This window comes from Sphingobium bisphenolivorans (genome assembly GCF_000412635.1).
In the GTDB taxonomy this organism is placed as follows: Bacteria; Pseudomonadota; Alphaproteobacteria; order Sphingomonadales; family Sphingomonadaceae; genus Sphingobium; species Sphingobium bisphenolivorans.
In genome coordinates, this window is sequence record NZ_ASTG01000009.1 from 1 (window position 1) to 16,711 (window position 16,711).

Consider the following 16,711-nt stretch of genomic DNA (forward strand, 5'->3'; position numbering starts at 1 on the left):
CTCTCCCAGCTGAGCTAAGGCCCCAAGTCCAATTCGGCGCCGTTGGGTCCGGCGCCTCGGAGGTCGCTGCCATTAGGTGGCAGCTTCCTCCTTGGCAAGCAGAAAATTCACTTAATTGTCGTCGTCACCGTCGTCGCCGCCGGCATCGACGCCAAGATCATCGTCGCCGCCGAGATCGACGTCGTTATCCGGCGAGTCGCCGTCATCATCTACGTCCAGGTCGATGTCCAGATCGTCGTCCGCAGCCTCCAACTCGCCGTCGGCGGTTTCGATCACCTTCTTGGGCGCTTCCTCGTAAGGCAGCGGCTGCTTCGACTTCAGCACCGGCTCAGGCTCCCAAGCCGTACCGCAGTTGATGCAGGTCACCGGGTCTTCCTTGCCCAGGTCATAGAAGCGCGTGGCGCATTTCGGGCAGGTACGCTTCGTGCCCCATTCAGCCTTGACCATGTCCGGCCTTGTCCTTCTCGCGAGTGCTCAAAATGGATATTACGCAGCACGACAGGGTCGCCCGCGAAGAGACGGCGCCTTGCCATAGCGAAACGGCGCTGTCAAAAGCCGGTGCGCAATTTTTCAGTTCTTCGCAACGGATTTCCGGTGACATCTTCTTCCGACTATCCCCGCCCCATGACCTTCACCGCAGCGCCCGCGCTTTCCGGTTCCGTGACCGTGCCCGGCGACAAGAGCATCTCGCACCGCTCGCTCATGCTGTCCGCGCTCGCGGTGGGGGAGAGCCGCGTCGAAGGCCTGCTGGAGGGCGAGGACGTCCTGGCAACAGCCGCCGCGATGCGCGCCATGGGCGCCGACATTCGCCGCGACGAAGACGGCATCTGGCACATTCATGGCGTAGGCGTCGGCGGCCTGCTCCAGCCCGCAGGCGCCCTCGACATGGGGAATAGTGGCACGTCGACCCGCCTCCTCATGGGCCTGATCGCCAGCCACGCGATCACAGCGACATTCGTGGGCGATGCCTCCTTGAGCAAGCGCCCCATGGCCCGCGTTACTGAACCGCTTTCCCGCATGGGCGCCAGCTTCACCAGCAGCCCCGGCGATCGCCTGCCGCTCACCATGCGCGGCGCCTGCCCGGCTGTCCCGCTAGATTATCGTCTTCCTGTCGCCTCCGCCCAGGTCAAGTCGGCCATTCTGCTCGCAGGGCTGAACGCGCCAGGCATCACCCGCGTCGTAGAACCAATCCCCACTCGCGACCATAGCGAGCGCATGCTCACAGGCTTTGGCGCCGACCTGACGGTGGAGGTGGAAGCCGGGGGCACCCGCATCATCACCTTGAGGGGTGAAGCCGAACTTCGCCCGCAATCGATCATCGTGCCGGGCGACCCCTCGTCCGCAGCCTTTCCGATCGTCGCCGCGCTGCTGGTACCTGGCTCGCAGATCACGATTTCCAATGTCGGCCTCAATGCGACCCGGGCCGGCCTTATCGATCTGCTGCAGGAGATGGGCGGCAGCATCGTCATCGAGAATCCTCGCGAAGTCGGGGGTGAGCCGGTGGGCGACCTCGTCGTCACCGCGTCGGCACTCAAGGGCGTCGAACCCGACCCTGCTCGCGCGCCGTCGATGATCGATGAATATCCGGTTGCGTTTATCGCCGCCGCCTTTGCCGAAGGGCGCAGCACCTTCCGCGGCCTTGAAGAACTGCGCGTCAAGGAGTCGGACCGGATCGCCACCATGGCGGCCGGCTTGCGCGCTATCGGCGTGGCCGCCGAGGAACTGGAAGACGGCATCGTCATCGAAGGCAGCGGCGGGGCTCTCCTGCCAGGAGGAGGGCCGATCGCGACCAAGCTCGACCACCGGATCGCCATGAGCTTCGCCATTGCCGGCCTCGTGTCGAAAAACGGCGTGACGATCGACGATATGCGCCCGGTCGCGACCAGCTTCCCCGGCTTTACCAGCCTGCTGCAAAGCCTGGGCGCGATGGCGTGAGCCTGGACCTCGCCAGCATCATCGGCCTGATCGGCAGCGGATTGATGGTCATAGCCTATGCCTACAGCAACATGGCTAAAGTGCTGAACTTCACTCTGTTCAACCTGCTCAACCTGATCGGTGCATTACTGCTGATCTATTCGCTGACCGTTCACTTCAACGTCGCATCCATGGCGCTGGAGATCGTCTGGGCATTAATCGCCCTGATTGGCCTCGCCAAGGCGCTGCAAAAAGGCAAAGCATCATGATTATCGCCGTGGATGGTCCCGCCGCATCCGGCAAAGGCACCATCGCGAAGGCGCTGGGGCAGCATTATGGGATGCCTGTGCTCGACACCGGGCTACTTTATCGAGCCGTGGGCCTCGCCGTCCTCAAGGCCAGCGGTGACCCGGACCATGAAGCCGACGCCCTGGACGCCTGCGAGTTCGAAGACACCTTCCTCAACGATCCAGCGCTGCGCAGCGAAGCGGTCGGCTCCCTCGCCTCACGCGTGTCCGTCCACCAAAGCGTCCGGCAAGCTTTGGTCAAGCGGCAGCGGGACTTCGCCACCCAGACGGGCGGCGCCATCCTGGACGGCCGCGACATCGGTACAGTGATCGCCCCGGATGCCGACGCGAAAATCTTCGTCACGGCGAGCGTTCATGTTCGCGCCCAGCGCCGTTTCCAGGACGCGCTGTCGCACGGCGGCCATCCCGACATGGACAGCCTGATTGCCGACATTCAGGCGCGCGACACGCGCGACATGAGCCGCGACCATGCGCCGCTCCGCATGGCCGATGGCGCGGACTTGCTCGACACCAGCAATTTGACTATAGAAGCCGCCGTCCAGCAGGCCATCGCGCTGGTGGACGCCCAGTTGGAACGTCGGCGGAAGAGCTGACACGGTAACGGCGTAGGGACTCCCGGGCGCCCTTTTCGCTTTTCTCCTGAGCGTCATCCTCGCGCATGGCCGACGGATGTTCGCGCGGTATTCGGCTGCGCGGGCGGTTTGGCCTGAAAGACCACCGGATACAACCGGTAGGCCAGCAATGACGAGTGAAGGAAACTTTTAATGGCCTCTACGGCATTCCCCTCGCGCGACGATTTCGCCGCGCTGCTCAATGAATCCCTCGGTGGCGAGGATGGCGGCTTCGAAGGCCGCGTCGTCAAGGGCACCGTTACCGGCATCGAAAACGACATGGCGCTGATCGACGTCGGCCTGAAGTCGGAAGGCCGTGTGCCGCTGCGTGAATTCGCCGCGCCGGGCCAGAAGGCTGAGCTGAAGGTCGGCGACGAAGTCGAAGTCTATGTCGACCGCGTCGAAAACGCCCATGGCGAAGCCATGCTGTCGCGCGACCGCGCCCGCCGCGAAGCCGCCTGGGACAAGCTGGAGTCCGAGTTCACCGAAAACGCCCGCGTCGAAGGTGTCATCTTCGGCCGCGTCAAGGGTGGCTTCACCGTCGATCTCGACGGCGCCGTAGCGTTCCTCCCCGGCAGCCAGGTCGACATTCGCCCGGTACGCGACGTCACCCCGCTGATGGACATTCCGCAGCCCTTCCAGATCCTCAAGATGGATCGCCGTCGCGGCAACATCGTCGTGTCCCGCCGCGCCATTCTGGAAGAAACCCGCGCCGAACAGCGCAGCGGCCTCATCCAAACCCTGCACGAGGGCCAGATCATCGAGGGCGTCGTCAAGAACATCACCGACTATGGTGCGTTCGTTGACCTGGGCGGCATCGATGGCCTGCTGCACGTCACCGATCTCAGCTACAAGCGGATCAACCACCCGAACGAGATGATCAACATCGGCGACACCGTCCGTGTCCAGATCATCCGCATCAATCGCGACACCCAGCGCATCAGCCTCGGCATGAAGCAGCTGGAGAGCGATCCGTGGGAAGGCGCCGCCGCCAAATATCCGGTCGGTGCGAAGCTGTCGGGCCGCGTTACGAACATCACCGAATATGGTGCGTTCGTCGAACTGGAGCCGGGCATCGAGGGCCTTGTCCACGTGTCGGAAATGTCCTGGACCAAGAAGAACGTTCACCCCGGCAAGATCGTTTCGACCAGCCAGGAAGTCGACGTCATCGTCCTCGAAGTGGATCCCGAGAAGCGCCGCATCTCGCTCGGCCTCAAGCAGGCCCAGAACAACCCCTGGGACAGCTTCGCCGAACGTCACCCGATCGGTTCGACCGTCGAGGGTGAAGTCAAGAACGCGACCGAGTTCGGCCTGTTCATCGGCCTGGACGGCGACGTGGACGGCATGGTGCACATGTCGGACATCGCCTGGGGCATTTCGGGCGAAGACGCGCTGGCTCTGCACCGCAAGGGCGAGACGGTCCAGGCCGTCGTTCTCGACATCGACGTCGAGAAGGAGCGCATCAGCCTTGGCATGAAGCAGCTTGAGCGTGGCGGCCCGGCCGCTGGCGGCACCGCTGCTGCGGCTGCTGGCCTCAACAAGAACTCGATCGTCACCGTGACGGTTCTGGAAGTGCGTGACGGCGGCCTGGAAGTCCAGGCTGGCGAAGATGGCGCTGCCGGCTTCATCAAGCGCAGCGACCTTGGCCGCGATCGCGACGAACAGCGTCCGGAACGCTTCCAGGTTGGCCAGAAGTTCGATGCCATGGTCACTGGCTTCGACCGCGCCAAGAAGCCGACCTTCTCGGTGAAGGCGATGCAGATCGCCGAAGAGAAGCAGGCCGTTGCCCAGTACGGCTCGTCCGACAGCGGCGCGTCGCTGGGCGATATCCTTGGCGAAGCGCTGAAGGCGAAGAGCGAAGGCTAAACTGCTCTTTCGATATCTATCCAAAGTAATAGAGCCCGCCGGAACTATACTCCGGCGGGCTTTTTCATTCCCAAAATGGGAAAAAGACCTACCGATATTGGCTCATTGTCAGAACCAACGGGATTCACTATAAATTAATTGGGAGCCAGAAGGGGGGAGCTGGAGGACCAATGATACGCTCGGAACTAATTCAGAAGTTGGCGGAAGAGAATCCGGCCCTCAGCTCGCAAGAGGTGGAGCGGATCGTTGATCTCTTCTTCAAGGAAATCGTCGATCGCCTGTCGAACGGCGGACGCGTGGAGTTGCGCGGCTTCGGCGCCTTCACCACACGCCCGCGTGAAGCGCGCACGGGCCGTAATCCGCGCACGGGGGAACAGGTGCCGGTTTGTGCAAAGCGCGTACCTTATTTCAAGCCGGGCAAGGAGATGCGGGAACGACTGAACGTCAAGGCCGAGCATTGATCGAGATATGGCCTTGACCGCTGCGCTCTAAGCTTTCAGGGGATATCGCCACGCGGACGTGGCGAAATCGGTAGACGCAGCGGACTTAAAATCCGCCTCCCCCTGGGAATGCGGGTTCAAGTCCCGCCGTCCGCACCAAGCATCATCTAGTTGAAATCAGCCTGCTCATGAGACTGGCTATTGGTGCGGATTGTCGCGATGATGCATTATGGCAGGTGCGATCAATCCTCAAAGTTTCAGCGATTCTCTGGTCATTCTCGGCGCTGCCGGCCTTGTCATCCCCGGCTTTGCGCGACTGCGCATCAGTCCCGTCATCGGATTCATTCTGGTCGGGTTGGCCGTGGGCCCGTCCGGTCTTGGTGCGCTGGTCGGCGAATATCCGTGGCTCTATCACGTCACTATCTCCAACAAGTCAGCGATCGAGCCCTTTGCTGAGCTGGGCGTCATATTATTGCTGTTCTCCATCGGCCTGGAACTGAGCTTCCGCCGCCTGTGGAGCATGAGAGCGCAAGTATTCGGCGTCGGCGCGGCCGAATTACTTGGCAGCGGCATATTGATTGGACTTGGCCTCTACTTTCTAGGCCAGCCAGCGGGGGGAGCCATCGGCCTCGGCCTAGCGCTTGCGCTGTCCTCGACGGCGGTTGTGCTGCCCATGGTCGGTACCGAAAGTGCCGTTGGCCGCGCGGCCTTTTCCATGTTGCTGTTCGAAGATCTGGCACTGGTTCCCATCATCTTCATGCTCGGCGCCCTTGCCCCTTCCGTCGCGGCAAGCCCCGAAGGTCCCTGGAACGAACTGGCCGACATCCTGCTGAAGAGCGGGATCACCATCGCCGTAATGCTGGTGCTGGGCCGCCTGTGCCTGCCGCATATCTTCAGCCAGGCGGCGCGGACGAAGAGTCCCGAGGTCTTCTTGGCGGCGAGCCTGCTGGTCGTCATCGTGTCCAGCCTGGCGACGTCGATCGCCGGCCTGTCTCCGATCGTCGGCGCCCTGCTCGCGGGCCTGCTAATTGCCGAGACCGACTATCACGGCGAAGTCGAGGTGATGACCGCGCCGTTCAAGGGGCTGGCGCTCGGCGTCTTCCTGATCACCGTCGGCATGGGCCTGGATGTGCGGGTGATCATCGCCAACTGGCCCAATCTGGTGCTGGCGGTGGCTGGTGTCGTCCTCACCAAGATCATCGTCACCGCCGCCCTGCTCTATCTGTCCGGCGCTCGAAAGGGCGTTGCGATGGAAGTCGGCGTGCTGATGTCGAGCCCTTCGGAAACGACCCTGATCGTGCTGTCCGCCGCCGCGGCTGCGCAACTCATCCTACCCTCGACCGCGGCCTTCTGGCAGATCGTCACCGCCATCGGCCTCACCATCACACCCATCCTTGCGCGGCTCGGCCATGACATTGCGCGGCGGTTGGAAATGGCGCTAGGCGAGGAAACGGCCGAGGCAAGCCAGGAGCATACCGAAGCCGCCGCCGTCGTGATCGGCTTCGGCCGTGTCGGGCGCATGGTTTGCGATCTTCTGACGGTGCACAAGCAGCGCTTCATCGTCGTGGAGTCGGATCCTGACATGGTCGCTGAGGCACGGCGTTCGGGCTATCCCATTCTCTTCGGCGACGTGTCGCGCGCAGAGATGCTCGACAAGCTGCGGCTAGGCCATGCCCGGGCCCTTATCCTGACGATGGATGATCCGGTGCTGTCCGTCCGCGTGACGAAGCGGGTTCGCGGTTGGGTGCCCGATCTGCCGATCATCGCGCGCGCCCGCGATACCGATCATGCCGCCCAGCTTTATCGCGCGGGGGCGAGTGACGCGGTTCCCGAAACGCTGGAAAGCTCATTGCAGCTTGCCGAAACTGCGCTGGTCGACCTCGGCGTTGCAATGGGTCCGGTGATCGCGTCCATCCATCAGACGCGCGAGGATTTGCGGATGGGGATCAAGGATGCGGCTCAGTTGGAGACGGCACCCAAGCTGCGGCGGCTGCGGCCGGACGAGGTGCCTTGAGCGCGAGTCGGAAGCCGAACACCGTCTTCCGACAGGTAAAATAACTCGGTCGGCATAGCGGATTTGGCGCGCTGTAGGACAGCGAAGGTTCCGGCGGCCTGTCCCGTCCGAAATCCCAGCTTTCGCTGGGATGAAGGAGGCGATGAGGCGGAGTTCAGACGGCTTGGTCGCCCCCTGCCCCTCCCCTTTGCCCTTAAGCCGGAACGCTGGCGAGCGCAGCCTTGACGGCGTCGATCGCGGCGCTGGCCTTGTCGCCATCGGGACCGCCGCCCTGCGCCATGTCCGGACGGCCGCCGCCGCCCTTGCCGCCCAGCGCCTCGACACCGGCGCGGACCAGTTCGACAGCGCTGATGCTTCCCAGCAGGTCGTCCGTAACGCCCACCGCAATGCTCGCGCGGCCGTCGACCACGGCAAGCACGGCGGACACGCCGCTGCCGAGCGTCGCCTTGTTCTGATCGACAAGACCGCGCAGTTCCTTGGGATCGAGCCCGTCGATCACCTGACCGATGAAGTTGATCGCACCGACCTTTTCCGGGCCGGCCGCCTGAGCAGAGCCGCCGCCGCCCAGCGCCAGCGCTTTCTTCGCCTCGGCGAGTTCGCGCTCCAGCTTACGGCTTTGTTCGACCAGCGCGGCAATGCGGACCGGCACTTCCTCCGGCGTGGTCTTCAGGGCAACGGCCGACTGGCGCAAGCGATCTTCACGATCCGAGAGCCAGAGTCGCGCGGCTTCGCCGGTCAGCGCCTCGATACGGCGAACGCCCGACGAAACCGCGCTCTCTGACACGATCTTGAAGAGCGCGATGTCCCCCGTGGCGCGGACATGGGTGCCGCCGCACAGTTCGACGGAATAGCTGTTCGCGTCTCCCCGTCCCATGGAAAGGACGCGCACTTCGTCGCCATATTTCTCGCCGAACAGCGCCATGGCTCCTGCCTGGATGGCGTCATCGGGAGTCATCAGGCGGGTCGTCACTGCTTCATTGTGACGGATCTGCTCGTTCACGTCCGCTTCGATGGCGGCGATCTGGCTGTGGGTCAGCGCTTCGGGATGCGAGAAGTCGAAGCGCAGCCGCTCCGGCGCGACGAGGCTGCCCTTCTGCGTGACATGCGCGCCAAGAGCTTTGCGCAGCGCCGCGTGCAGCAGATGGGTTGCGCTGTGGTTGGCGCGAATGCGGTCACGACGGCTGACATCGACGCTGAGGTGAATGGTGTCGCCGACCTTTATGCTGCCCGAGCCGATCTTCGCCTTGTGCGCATGGAGGCGGCCAAGCGGCTTGGCGGTATCCTCGACATCGGCGACGAGGCCGGCCTGCGAGGTGATGGTGCCGGCATCGCCCATCTGACCGCCGCTTTCGCCGTAAAATGGCGTCTGGTTGGTGACGATCAGGACCGTCTCACCAGCGGTTGCGCTGTCGAAGTTCACACCGTCCCGGACGATCGCCACGACTTCGCCCTCACCCTCGGTCGAGCTGTAGCCGATGAATTCGGTATTGCCCGCCTTTTCAGCGATATCGAACCAGATTTCGTCCGACGCCTTTTCACCTGAGCCCTTCCAGGCCGCGCGCGCGGCGGCCTTCTGTTCCGCCATGGCGGCGTCGAAGCCGGCCCGCTCGACGGTCAGGCCACGCGAGCGCAGCGCGTCTTCGGTGAGGTCATAGGGGAAGCCGTAAGTGTCGTAGAGCTTGAACGCGGTTTCGCCGGGCAGCGTGCCGCCATCGGCGAGGTCGCCGGTCGCTTCATCAAGCAGCTTCAGGCCCTTTTCCAGCGTCTGACGGAAACGGGTTTCCTCCCGCCACAGCGTTTCCTCAATCAGCGGCTGGGCGCGGACCAGTTCCTGATAGGCTCCGCCCATTTCGGAGACGAGGCTCGGCACCAGTCGGTGCATCAGCGGCTCCTTCGCGCCGATAATGTGCGCGTGACGCATGGCGCGGCGCATGATGCGGCGCAGCACATAGCCGCGGCCCTCGTTCGCGGGCAGCACGCCGTCCGCGATCAGGAAGCTGGTCGAGCGAAGGTGATCCGCGATGACGCGGTGGCTGGCCTGATGCTCACCGTCCGTGGCTGTCTTCGTCAGAGCACTCGATTCCTCGACGAGCGCCTTGAACGTGTCGGTGTCGTAATTATTGTGGACGCCCTGCAGCACGGCCGCGATGCGCTCCAGGCCCATCCCGGTGTCGATGCTCGGCTTGGGCAGTTCGGAGACGATCTCGTTCGCTTCCTGCTCATATTGCATGAAGACGAGGTTCCAGATCTCGACAAAGCGGTCGCCATCCTCCTCCGGGCTTCCCGGAGGGCCGCCCCAGATATGATCGCCATGATCGTAGAAGATTTCTGAGCAAGGCCCGCAAGGACCGCTATCGCCCATGGCCCAGAAATTATCCTTGGTCGGGATGCGGATGATCCGCTCTTCGGGAAGGCCCGCAATCTTCTTCCAGAGGTCGAAGGCTTCATCGTCGGTGTGATAGACGGTCGCGGTCAGCCTCTCTGCCGGGAGCCCCCATTCCTTGGTCAGCAAGGTCCAGGCGTGGGTGATCGCCTGTTCCTTGAAATAGTCGCCGAAGCTGAAATTGCCCAGCATTTCGAAGAAAGTATGGTGGCGCGCGGTGTAGCCGACATTGTCGAGGTCGTTATGCTTGCCGCCGGCGCGGACCGACTTCTGGCTGCTGGTCGCTGTGGAATAAGGCCGGGATTCAAGGCCCGTGAAGACATTCTTGAACGGCACCATGCCCGCATTGACGAACATCAGCGTGGGGTCGTTGTGCGGCACCAAAGGCGCGGACGGAACGATGGTGTGGCCGCTGGCCCCGAAATAGTCGAGGAACGAGCGGCGAATGTCGTTGGTCGATGTCATGGGGGCGATTTAGTTGGAAGCGTCCCAACGCACAAGCGGGGCTTTTCGTCGTTTATTGGATTATCGGCTGATAGGGTTTGGAGTGGGACGGGTGGCATTGGTGCCCCCCCCTCCCCTCATGTCCATCAGGCGAGCGCCTTCGCCAGCGCCCGATACTTGTGCAACAGCGGCTCGGTGTAGCCGTTGGGCTGGGCGACACCCTCGAACACCAGCGCCCGCGCGGCCTGCCACGCGAGGCTGTCCGGGTTGCCGCTCATTGGGCGGTAGAGCGGATCGCTGGCATTTTGCGCGTCGACCTTGGCGGCCATGCGCGTGAAGGCGGCGTCGATCTGTTCCGACGTGCACACGCCATGGAGCAGCCAGTTTGCCATATGTTGAGAGGAAATGCGCAGCGTGGCGCGGTCTTCCATCAATCCGACGTCGTGAATGTCGGGGACCTTGGAGCAGCCAACGCCCTGATCGATCCAGCGTACAACATAGCCAAGGATGCCCTGCGCATTATTGTCTAGCTCCTCCGCAATCTCTTCCTCGGACCAGTTGCGGCCCTGCGCGACGGGGATCGTCAGCAGCTTTTCCAGCGGCTCCACCGCCTCCGCCCTGCGCTCGGCCTGGCGGGCGAAGACGTCGATGCCGTGATAATGAGTCGCGTGGAGCGTCGCGGCGGTGGGTGACGGGACCCATGCGGTGTTCGCTCCGGTCTTCGGGTGGCCGACCTTCTGGTCGAGCATGTCACCCATGCGGTCGGGAGCAGCCCACATCCCCTTGCCGATCTGCGCGCGGCCCGAAAGTCCACAGGCAAGGCCGATCTGGACATTGCGGTCTTCATAGGCCGTGATCCAGTTGGACGTCTTCATCTCGCCCTTGCGGATCATCGGACCCGCGCGCATCGATGTGTGCATCTCATCGCCTGTGCGGTCGAGGAAGCCCGTGTTGATGAAGACGATGCGGTCCTTGACCGCTTCAATGCAGGCGGCAAGGTTGACGGAGGTGCGGCGTTCTTCGTCCATCACGCCGACCTTCAGCGTGTGGCGGGCAAGTCCCAGCAAATCCTCGATCGCGTCGAACAGGCGGTTGGTGAAGCCGACTTCCTCGGGACCGTGCATCTTCGGCTTGACGATATAGATGCTGCCGGCGCGGCTGTTGCCGCCTTCGCGCTTCAGGTCGTGCAGCGCGATAAGGGTCGTGACGATGCCGTCAAGAATGCCTTCCGGAGCCTCCGCGCCATTGGCGAGCAGGACAGCCGGTGTCGTCATCAGGTGGCCGACATTGCGCACGAACAGCAGGCTGCGGCCCGGCAGGGTGAAGTTGCTGCCATCGGGCGCCGCATAGCTGCGGTCCGGATTGAGCGAGCGCGTCATCATGGCGCCGCTCTTTTCGAAGCTGTCGGTGAGATCACCCTGCATCAGGCCTAGCCAGTTGGCATAAGCGGCAACCTTGTCCTCCGCATCGACGGCAGCGACCGAGTCCTCCAGATCGCAGATTGTCGTCAGCGCGGATTCGAGAATGACGTCGGCAATGCCAGCGGGATCGTCCTTGCCGATGGGATGCGAGGGATCGAAGACCACTTCGATGTGCAGCCCGTTGTGGCGGAAGAGACGGCCCTTCTCGCTGCTACCACGATACTGGCTGGGGTCGGCGAGTTGAATATCGTCGCTGCTCAGTTCTGTCCATGAGCCCCTCGCGAGCGGGACGGCTTCATCGAGGAAGCTTTTGGCCCAGGCGATGACCTGCGCACCGCGCTGCGGGTCGTAGCCCTTTCCTGCCGCCGCGCCGGAAATGGCGTCCGTGCCGTAGAGCGCGTCATAGAGGCTGCCCCAGCGGGCATTGGCCGCGTTCAGCAGGAAGCGCGCATTGAGGATCGGCACGACCAGCTGCGGACCGGCGAGACGGGCAACCTCATCGTCGACATTCTCGCTGCCGATCTGGAAGGGCGCAGGCTCGTGAACGAGATAGCCGATCTCGCGCAGAAAATCCTGATAGGCGGCGCTGTCGAGCGGCTGCCCTGCCCTTTCCTGGTGCCAGGCGTCGATCCGTGCCTGGATCGCGTCGCGCTTGGCCAGCAGCGAGGCATTTTCCGGCGCGAACTGCGCGAAGATGGCCGCAACGCCCCGCCAGAAGCTGGCCGCGTCAATGCCAGTGCCGGGAAGAGCGCGTTGCTCGACGAAGGCGGCAAGCTGCTGCGCGACCTTCAGGCCGGCGCGGTTGGTCATGTTGGTCATGTGACAATCTCCTTTGGAGAAGCTCATAAACCGTCAGCATTATGTCGGGTAGCATCCATTATCAAAATTCAGTATTTCTTCCTGAGAAATTAACAAGCGGATTTTGTCGGAGTATTTTTTTCCCAAGGAGCCGAACCATTGCTCGCGCCGTCAACCGGTTCTAAGGGGCCCAAATGGACGAAAATACGCGCCGCGCCGCCCTCGACTATCACCGCTATCCGCAACCCGGAAAGCTGCGGATCGAACCGACCAAACGCATGGTCAACCAGCGCGACCTTGCGCTGGCCTATTCACCCGGCGTGGCCGCGCCCTGTCTCGACATCGCCGAAGATCCCGAAAAGGCGATGGACTATACCGCGCGCGGCAACCTGGTCGCGGTGATTTCGAACGGCACGGCGGTGCTCGGGTTGGGATCGATCGGCGCGCTGGCCTCCAAGCCGGTGATGGAGGGCAAGGCGGTCCTCTTCAAAAAATTCGCCGATGTCGACGTGTTCGACATCGAAGTCGATACCACCGATCCGGAAAAATTCGTCGAGGCCGTCGCCCTGCTGGAGCCGACCTTCGGCGGCATCAATCTGGAGGATATCAAGGCGCCGGAATGTTTCGCCATCGAGGCGGAACTGAAGAAGCGGATGAACATCCCCGTCTTTCATGACGACCAGCATGGCACGGCCATCGTCGTCGCGGCGGCGGTGCGCAACGCGCTGGTGCTTCAGGGGAAGACGCTGGCCGAAGCGCGTCTGGTGACGTCCGGCGCGGGCGCGGCGGCGCTTGCCTGCGTCGACCTGTTGGTGAGCATGGGCCTGCCCGTCGACAATGTGACGCTGACCGACAAGGATGGCGTGATTCATTCGGAACGCGAAGGCATGCTGCCCAACATGGCCCGCTATGCGCGCAAGACCAACGCGCGCACGCTGCCCGACGTCCTGCCGGGCGCCAACCTGTTCCTCGGCCTATCTGCGCCGGGCGTGCTCAAGCCCGAATGGCTGCCGCTGCTGGCGCCCAATCCGCTGATTTTCGCGCTCGCCAATCCCGAGCCGGAAATCCGCCCGGAAGTGGCGCGGGAAGCGCGGCCCGACGCGATCATCGCGACCGGCCGATCGGATTATCCCAATCAGGTGAACAACGTCCTCTGCTTCCCCTATATCTTCCGGGGGGCGCTGGATGCACGGGCGACAGAGATCAACGAAGCGATGAAGGCCGCGGCGGCCGAAGCGATCGCCGCCCTCGCCCGCCTGCCTGCCCATGACAGCGTCGCCCATGCCTATGGCGGACGCAAGCTGGTGTTCGGCCCCGACTATATCATCCCCACGCCATTCGACCCGCGCCTGATCGCGGAGATCGCCACCGCCGTCGCCAAGGCCGCGATGGACAGCGGCGTCGCCAAGCGACAGCTAGATCTCGACAGCTACAAAAGGCAGCTGGCGCAGCAGAACACCCGCTCTGCTCAGCTCATGCTGCCCGTCTTCCAGGCGGCACGCGGCACGCAGCGCCGCATCGCCTATGGCGAGGGCGAGGATGAACGCGTGCTGCGCGCCATCCAGGACGGGCTGGACGAGGGGATCGTGCGCCCCGTCATCATCGCACGGCGCCGCATTCTGGATCAAAAGCTGCCCAGTCTTGGCCTCCGGTTCAAGTTGGACCGCGATGTGGAAGTGATCGATCCGGAAACCGATCATCTGCTGATGGGTGAATTGGTCGAAGCCTATCGCGCTATCGCCGCGCGCAAGGGCGTTTCCTCGGCCGAGGTGACGCGTCATGTCTACAGGCGGCCCAGCGTCACAGCCGCGATGCTGCTGCGTACTGGCCGCGTCGATGCGGCGCTGGTCGGCGGCAACAGCGACTTTTGGGGTGAGGTCGAGCACGCGCTGCGTATCATCGACCGCGCGCCCAACCATAGCCGCGTCTATGCGCTGTCCGGACTGATCCTGGACGCGGGCGCGCTGTTCATCACGGATACCCATATGGTGCCTGATCCCACGCCTGCGCAGATCGCCGAAATGGCGGTGCTCGGCGCGACGGAGCTCAAGCATTTCGGCCTGACGCCGCGCGTGGCGCTGCTGTCGCACTCCAATTTCGGCGCATCGCACAGCCCCAGCGCGCGCAAGATGCGGCAGGCGTTCCAGTTGGTGAAGGAAGCCGCTCCCGACCTGATGGTGGATGGCGAAATGCATGCGGACGCGGCGCTCAGCCAGTCGCTGCGCGAACGGCTGGTCCCGGATTCGCGCTTCGAAGGCTCGGCCAATCTGCTGGTCATGCCCAATCTGGATGCGGCCAACATCACGCTGACGGCTCTGTCCGCATCGTCCAGTTCGCCGACGGTCGGGCCTATGCTGGTCGGCCTGGCCCAGCCGATCCACGTGCTTACGCCCGGCGTGACGGCGCGCGGCATCTTGAATCTCACCGCCATCGCGGCGGCCGAGGTGGAACGGGAAAGCTGAAGCTGAAGCTTAACCTTTTCCTGCCATAAACCGGCGACGCAGCAAGGGCAGGAAATGGCGGAACGTATTTCGACGGGTACGAAGCTGGCGATCGGCGGCGGAGCGGCTGCCGTGATGCTGTTGCTCGCTCTGTCGATCGGACGGGGCCGCGACCTGCCTGCGGAAAATGTACCCGCGCTTGCCCCCGACGCTGCTCCCGCTCACGTCAAGAAACCGGCGGAGCGAACCCGTGCGCAGCCCGTGGCAGTCGATCCCCGCGCGCTGGTGGTAAAGCGCGTCCTGCCCATCCAAACCCCGTTCCGGCATGGCGACTATGTGTGGGACGAAAGTGGCGCGCCTGCGACGGGACAGTTGATCGTGACAGTCGATCTAAAGGCGCAGACGCTTTCCGTCTTCCGCGCAGGCTATGAAATTGGCGCGGCCGTCATCATCTACGGGGCGGATGACAAGCCAAGTCCGCTGGGCGCCTTTCCCATCACCGAGAAGGACGCGGACCATGTCTCCAGCCTCTATAATGCCGCGCCCATGCCCTATATGCTGCGGCTAACGAATGACGGCGTCGCCATCCACGGCAGCGATGTGCGCTGGGGCAATGCCACACATGGCTGCATCGGCATACCGACCGCCTTCGCCAGGAAGCTGTTCGGGGTAGCACGACTGGGCGACATCGTGGTCATCACGAGCGGCAAGATGCTCGACACGAGCCACGTCAAGGCCGCCACCTAAATCGATGTGCACCGGTTGCGTTCGCCGGCCGTGCAACTGCAATAAAGTCATGCCATCGGTGGCTTGACCGGAGGGCGACGCGCCCCCACTTGTCGGGACCATTCTTCCGCATTGCACAATGGAGCAACCGATGGCCAACGCCAGCCGGGCGGTGCACCCCGCTCTCGTCACGTTCGCGTTGGCCATGGGCGCCTTTGCCATCGGGACGACCGAATTCGCGGCGATGAGCCTGCTGCCCTATTTCGCGGCCGATCTCCGGATCAGTGAGCCGACGGCCGGGCACGCCATCAGCGCCTATGCCTTGGGCGTGGTGGCAGGCGCTCCGCTGATTGCGGTGCTGGGCGCGCGGCTGCCGCGCCGCGCCCTGCTCATCGGGTTGATGGTCATGTTCGCCATCGGCAATCTCTTGAGCGCCATCTCGCCCAATTATTCGATGATGCTGCTGTTCCGCTTCCTGAGCGGCCTGCCTCATGGCGCTTATTTCGGCGTGGCCGCGCTGGTTGCCGCCTCGCTGGTGCCGAGCGACCGGCGCGCCTCAGCGGTTGCGCGCGTGATGACGGGTCTGACGGTGGCGACGGTGATCGGTGTTCCCGTCGCCAACTGGATGGGTCAGGTGCTGGGCTGGCGGTCGGGCTTTGGCGTCGTGGCGCTGCTGGCGGTCGCCACCATCACCCTCGTCGCCTTGTTCGCGCCGAGGGATGCGGGCGATCCGGATGCCAGCCCGATGCGTGAACTCGGCGCCCTGCGAGAACCCCAGGTATTGCTGACGCTGCTGACCGGCGCGATCGGCTTCGGCGGGCTCTTCGCGGTCTACACCTATGTCGCCTCGACAATGCTGACCGTGACCCATGTGTCAGCGCATTGGGTGCCGGCCATCCTCGCAATCTTCGGTGTCGGCATGACCATCGGCAACCTGGTCGCGGCCTCGGCGGCGGACCGGGCGCAGAGCCGCACCGCTATCTTCGTGCTGCTGTGGAGTGCGGCAGCACTCGCGCTGTTCCCGTTGGCGGCTAGCCAGCTCTGGAGCTTGTGCGTCGTCATCTTCCTGATCGGCTGTGGCGGGGGCTTGGGAAGTGTTTTGCAGACAAGGCTGATGGATGTGGCTGGCGATGCCCAGACGCTGGCGGCTGCCGCCCACCACAGCGCCTTCAACATCGCCAATGCCTTGGGGCCGTGGTTGGGCGGGATAGCGATCGCATCGGGCCATGGACTGACCTCGACCGGCTGGATCGGCAGCGCGCTTGCCCTCGCCGGTCTGGCCGTGTTCCTTTTCGCGCTTGCGCTTCAGCAGCGCGCGCTCGCGCTTACAATCGCCTGCGAATAG

At 63.7% G+C, this 16,711-nt stretch carries 12 protein-coding genes and 1 tRNA gene; 10 read left to right on the plus strand and 3 right to left on the minus strand.

Annotated features, from left to right (window positions below):
• Positions 1–111: 111 nt before the first annotated feature.
• Complete coding sequence (locus L858_RS0107875) at positions 112–447, minus strand: TIGR02300 family protein (protein WP_022682606.1); 336 nt, start codon at positions 445–447, stop codon at positions 112–114.
• Positions 448–594: 147 nt separating this feature from the next.
• On the opposite strand from L858_RS0107875, the gene aroA reads away from it, so the two are divergent.
• The 7 genes from aroA (at position 595) to L858_RS0107910 (ending at position 7,153) form a co-directional block, all read left to right on the plus strand.
• Positions 595–1,935, plus strand: a complete 1,341-nt coding sequence (aroA, locus tag L858_RS0107880; RefSeq protein ID WP_028055934.1) for a 3-phosphoshikimate 1-carboxyvinyltransferase — start codon at positions 595–597, stop codon at positions 1,933–1,935.
• Positions 1,932–2,183, plus strand: coding sequence for a CBU_0592 family membrane protein (locus L858_RS0107885; protein WP_022682608.1), 252 nt, complete (start codon positions 1,932–1,934; stop codon positions 2,181–2,183). Before aroA ends, L858_RS0107885 begins: the two co-directional genes overlap by 4 nt.
• Positions 2,180–2,815 carry a (d)CMP kinase gene (gene cmk / locus L858_RS0107890; RefSeq protein WP_022682609.1) on the plus strand — a complete coding sequence of 212 codons (636 nt, stop codon included), beginning with the start codon at positions 2,180–2,182 and terminating at the stop codon, positions 2,813–2,815. Before L858_RS0107885 ends, cmk begins: the two co-directional genes overlap by 4 nt.
• Positions 2,816–2,986: 171 nt before the next feature.
• Positions 2,987–4,699 carry a 30S ribosomal protein S1 gene (rpsA, locus tag L858_RS0107895; protein ID WP_022682610.1) on the plus strand — a complete coding sequence of 571 codons (1,713 nt, stop codon included), beginning with the start codon at positions 2,987–2,989 and terminating at the stop codon, positions 4,697–4,699.
• Positions 4,700–4,869: 170 nt separating this feature from the next.
• Positions 4,870–5,160: an integration host factor subunit beta gene (locus L858_RS0107900; protein WP_022682611.1), complete on the plus strand. Its 291-nt coding sequence runs from the start codon at positions 4,870–4,872 to the stop codon at positions 5,158–5,160.
• A 52-nt stretch (positions 5,161–5,212) separates the two neighbouring features.
• Positions 5,213–5,298: transfer RNA gene (locus tag L858_RS0107905), tRNA-Leu, on the plus strand.
• A gap of 70 nt (positions 5,299–5,368) precedes the next feature.
• A complete protein-coding gene (locus tag L858_RS0107910) occupies positions 5,369–7,153 on the plus strand; it encodes a cation:proton antiporter domain-containing protein (protein WP_022682612.1) in 1,785 nt (594 codons plus the stop codon).
• A gap of 193 nt (positions 7,154–7,346) precedes the next feature.
• On the opposite strand, the gene alaS is transcribed toward L858_RS0107910, so the two are convergent.
• Together alaS and L858_RS0107920 are read right to left on the minus strand one after the other, a co-directional pair.
• Positions 7,347–10,001 (minus strand): alanine--tRNA ligase, encoded by a 2,655-nt coding sequence (gene alaS, locus L858_RS0107915; protein WP_022682613.1) that lies wholly within the window; start codon positions 9,999–10,001, stop codon positions 7,347–7,349.
• Positions 10,002–10,126: 125 nt separating this feature from the next.
• Positions 10,127–12,220, minus strand: a complete 2,094-nt coding sequence (locus L858_RS0107920; RefSeq protein WP_022682614.1) for a malate synthase G — start codon at positions 12,218–12,220, stop codon at positions 10,127–10,129.
• 173 nt (positions 12,221–12,393) lie between these two features.
• Between L858_RS0107920 and L858_RS0107925 the strand changes: the two genes are divergently transcribed.
• From L858_RS0107925 to L858_RS0107935, 3 genes are all read left to right on the plus strand, one after another.
• The gene (locus L858_RS0107925) at positions 12,394–14,661 is read left to right on the plus strand and encodes an NADP-dependent malic enzyme (protein ID WP_028055935.1); all 2,268 of its coding nucleotides are present in this window, start codon (positions 12,394–12,396) and stop codon (positions 14,659–14,661) included.
• A 54-nt stretch (positions 14,662–14,715) separates the two neighbouring features.
• Positions 14,716–15,387 carry a L,D-transpeptidase family protein gene (locus tag L858_RS0107930; RefSeq protein WP_022682615.1) on the plus strand — a complete coding sequence of 224 codons (672 nt, stop codon included), beginning with the start codon at positions 14,716–14,718 and terminating at the stop codon, positions 15,385–15,387.
• 130 nt (positions 15,388–15,517) lie between these two features.
• On the plus strand, positions 15,518–16,711 hold the full coding sequence (locus L858_RS0107935) for an MFS transporter (protein ID WP_022682616.1): 1,194 nt from the start codon (positions 15,518–15,520) through the stop codon (positions 16,709–16,711).

What these genes read in the sequence shown, in the direction of transcription:
- alaS (WP_022682613.1), bottom strand. Translation starts at nt 10,001, where the DNA reads ATGACATCGACCAACGACATTCGCCGCTCGTTCCTCGACTATTTCGGG.
- L858_RS0107900 (WP_022682611.1), top strand. Translation starts at nt 4,870, where the DNA reads ATGATACGCTCGGAACTAATTCAGAAGTTGGCGGAAGAGAATCCGGCC.
- L858_RS0107875 (WP_022682606.1), bottom strand. Translation starts at nt 447, where the DNA reads ATGGTCAAGGCTGAATGGGGCACGAAGCGTACCTGCCCGAAATGCGCC.
- L858_RS0107930 (WP_022682615.1), top strand. Translation starts at nt 14,716, where the DNA reads ATGGCGGAACGTATTTCGACGGGTACGAAGCTGGCGATCGGCGGCGGA.
- L858_RS0107910 (WP_022682612.1), top strand. Translation starts at nt 5,369, where the DNA reads ATGGCAGGTGCGATCAATCCTCAAAGTTTCAGCGATTCTCTGGTCATT.
- L858_RS0107925 (WP_028055935.1), top strand. Translation starts at nt 12,394, where the DNA reads ATGGACGAAAATACGCGCCGCGCCGCCCTCGACTATCACCGCTATCCG.
- L858_RS0107920 (WP_022682614.1), bottom strand. Translation starts at nt 12,220, where the DNA reads ATGACCAACATGACCAACCGCGCCGGCCTGAAGGTCGCGCAGCAGCTT.
- rpsA (WP_022682610.1), top strand. Translation starts at nt 2,987, where the DNA reads ATGGCCTCTACGGCATTCCCCTCGCGCGACGATTTCGCCGCGCTGCTC.
- L858_RS0107935 (WP_022682616.1), top strand. Translation starts at nt 15,518, where the DNA reads ATGGCCAACGCCAGCCGGGCGGTGCACCCCGCTCTCGTCACGTTCGCG.
- cmk (WP_022682609.1), top strand. Translation starts at nt 2,180, where the DNA reads ATGATTATCGCCGTGGATGGTCCCGCCGCATCCGGCAAAGGCACCATC.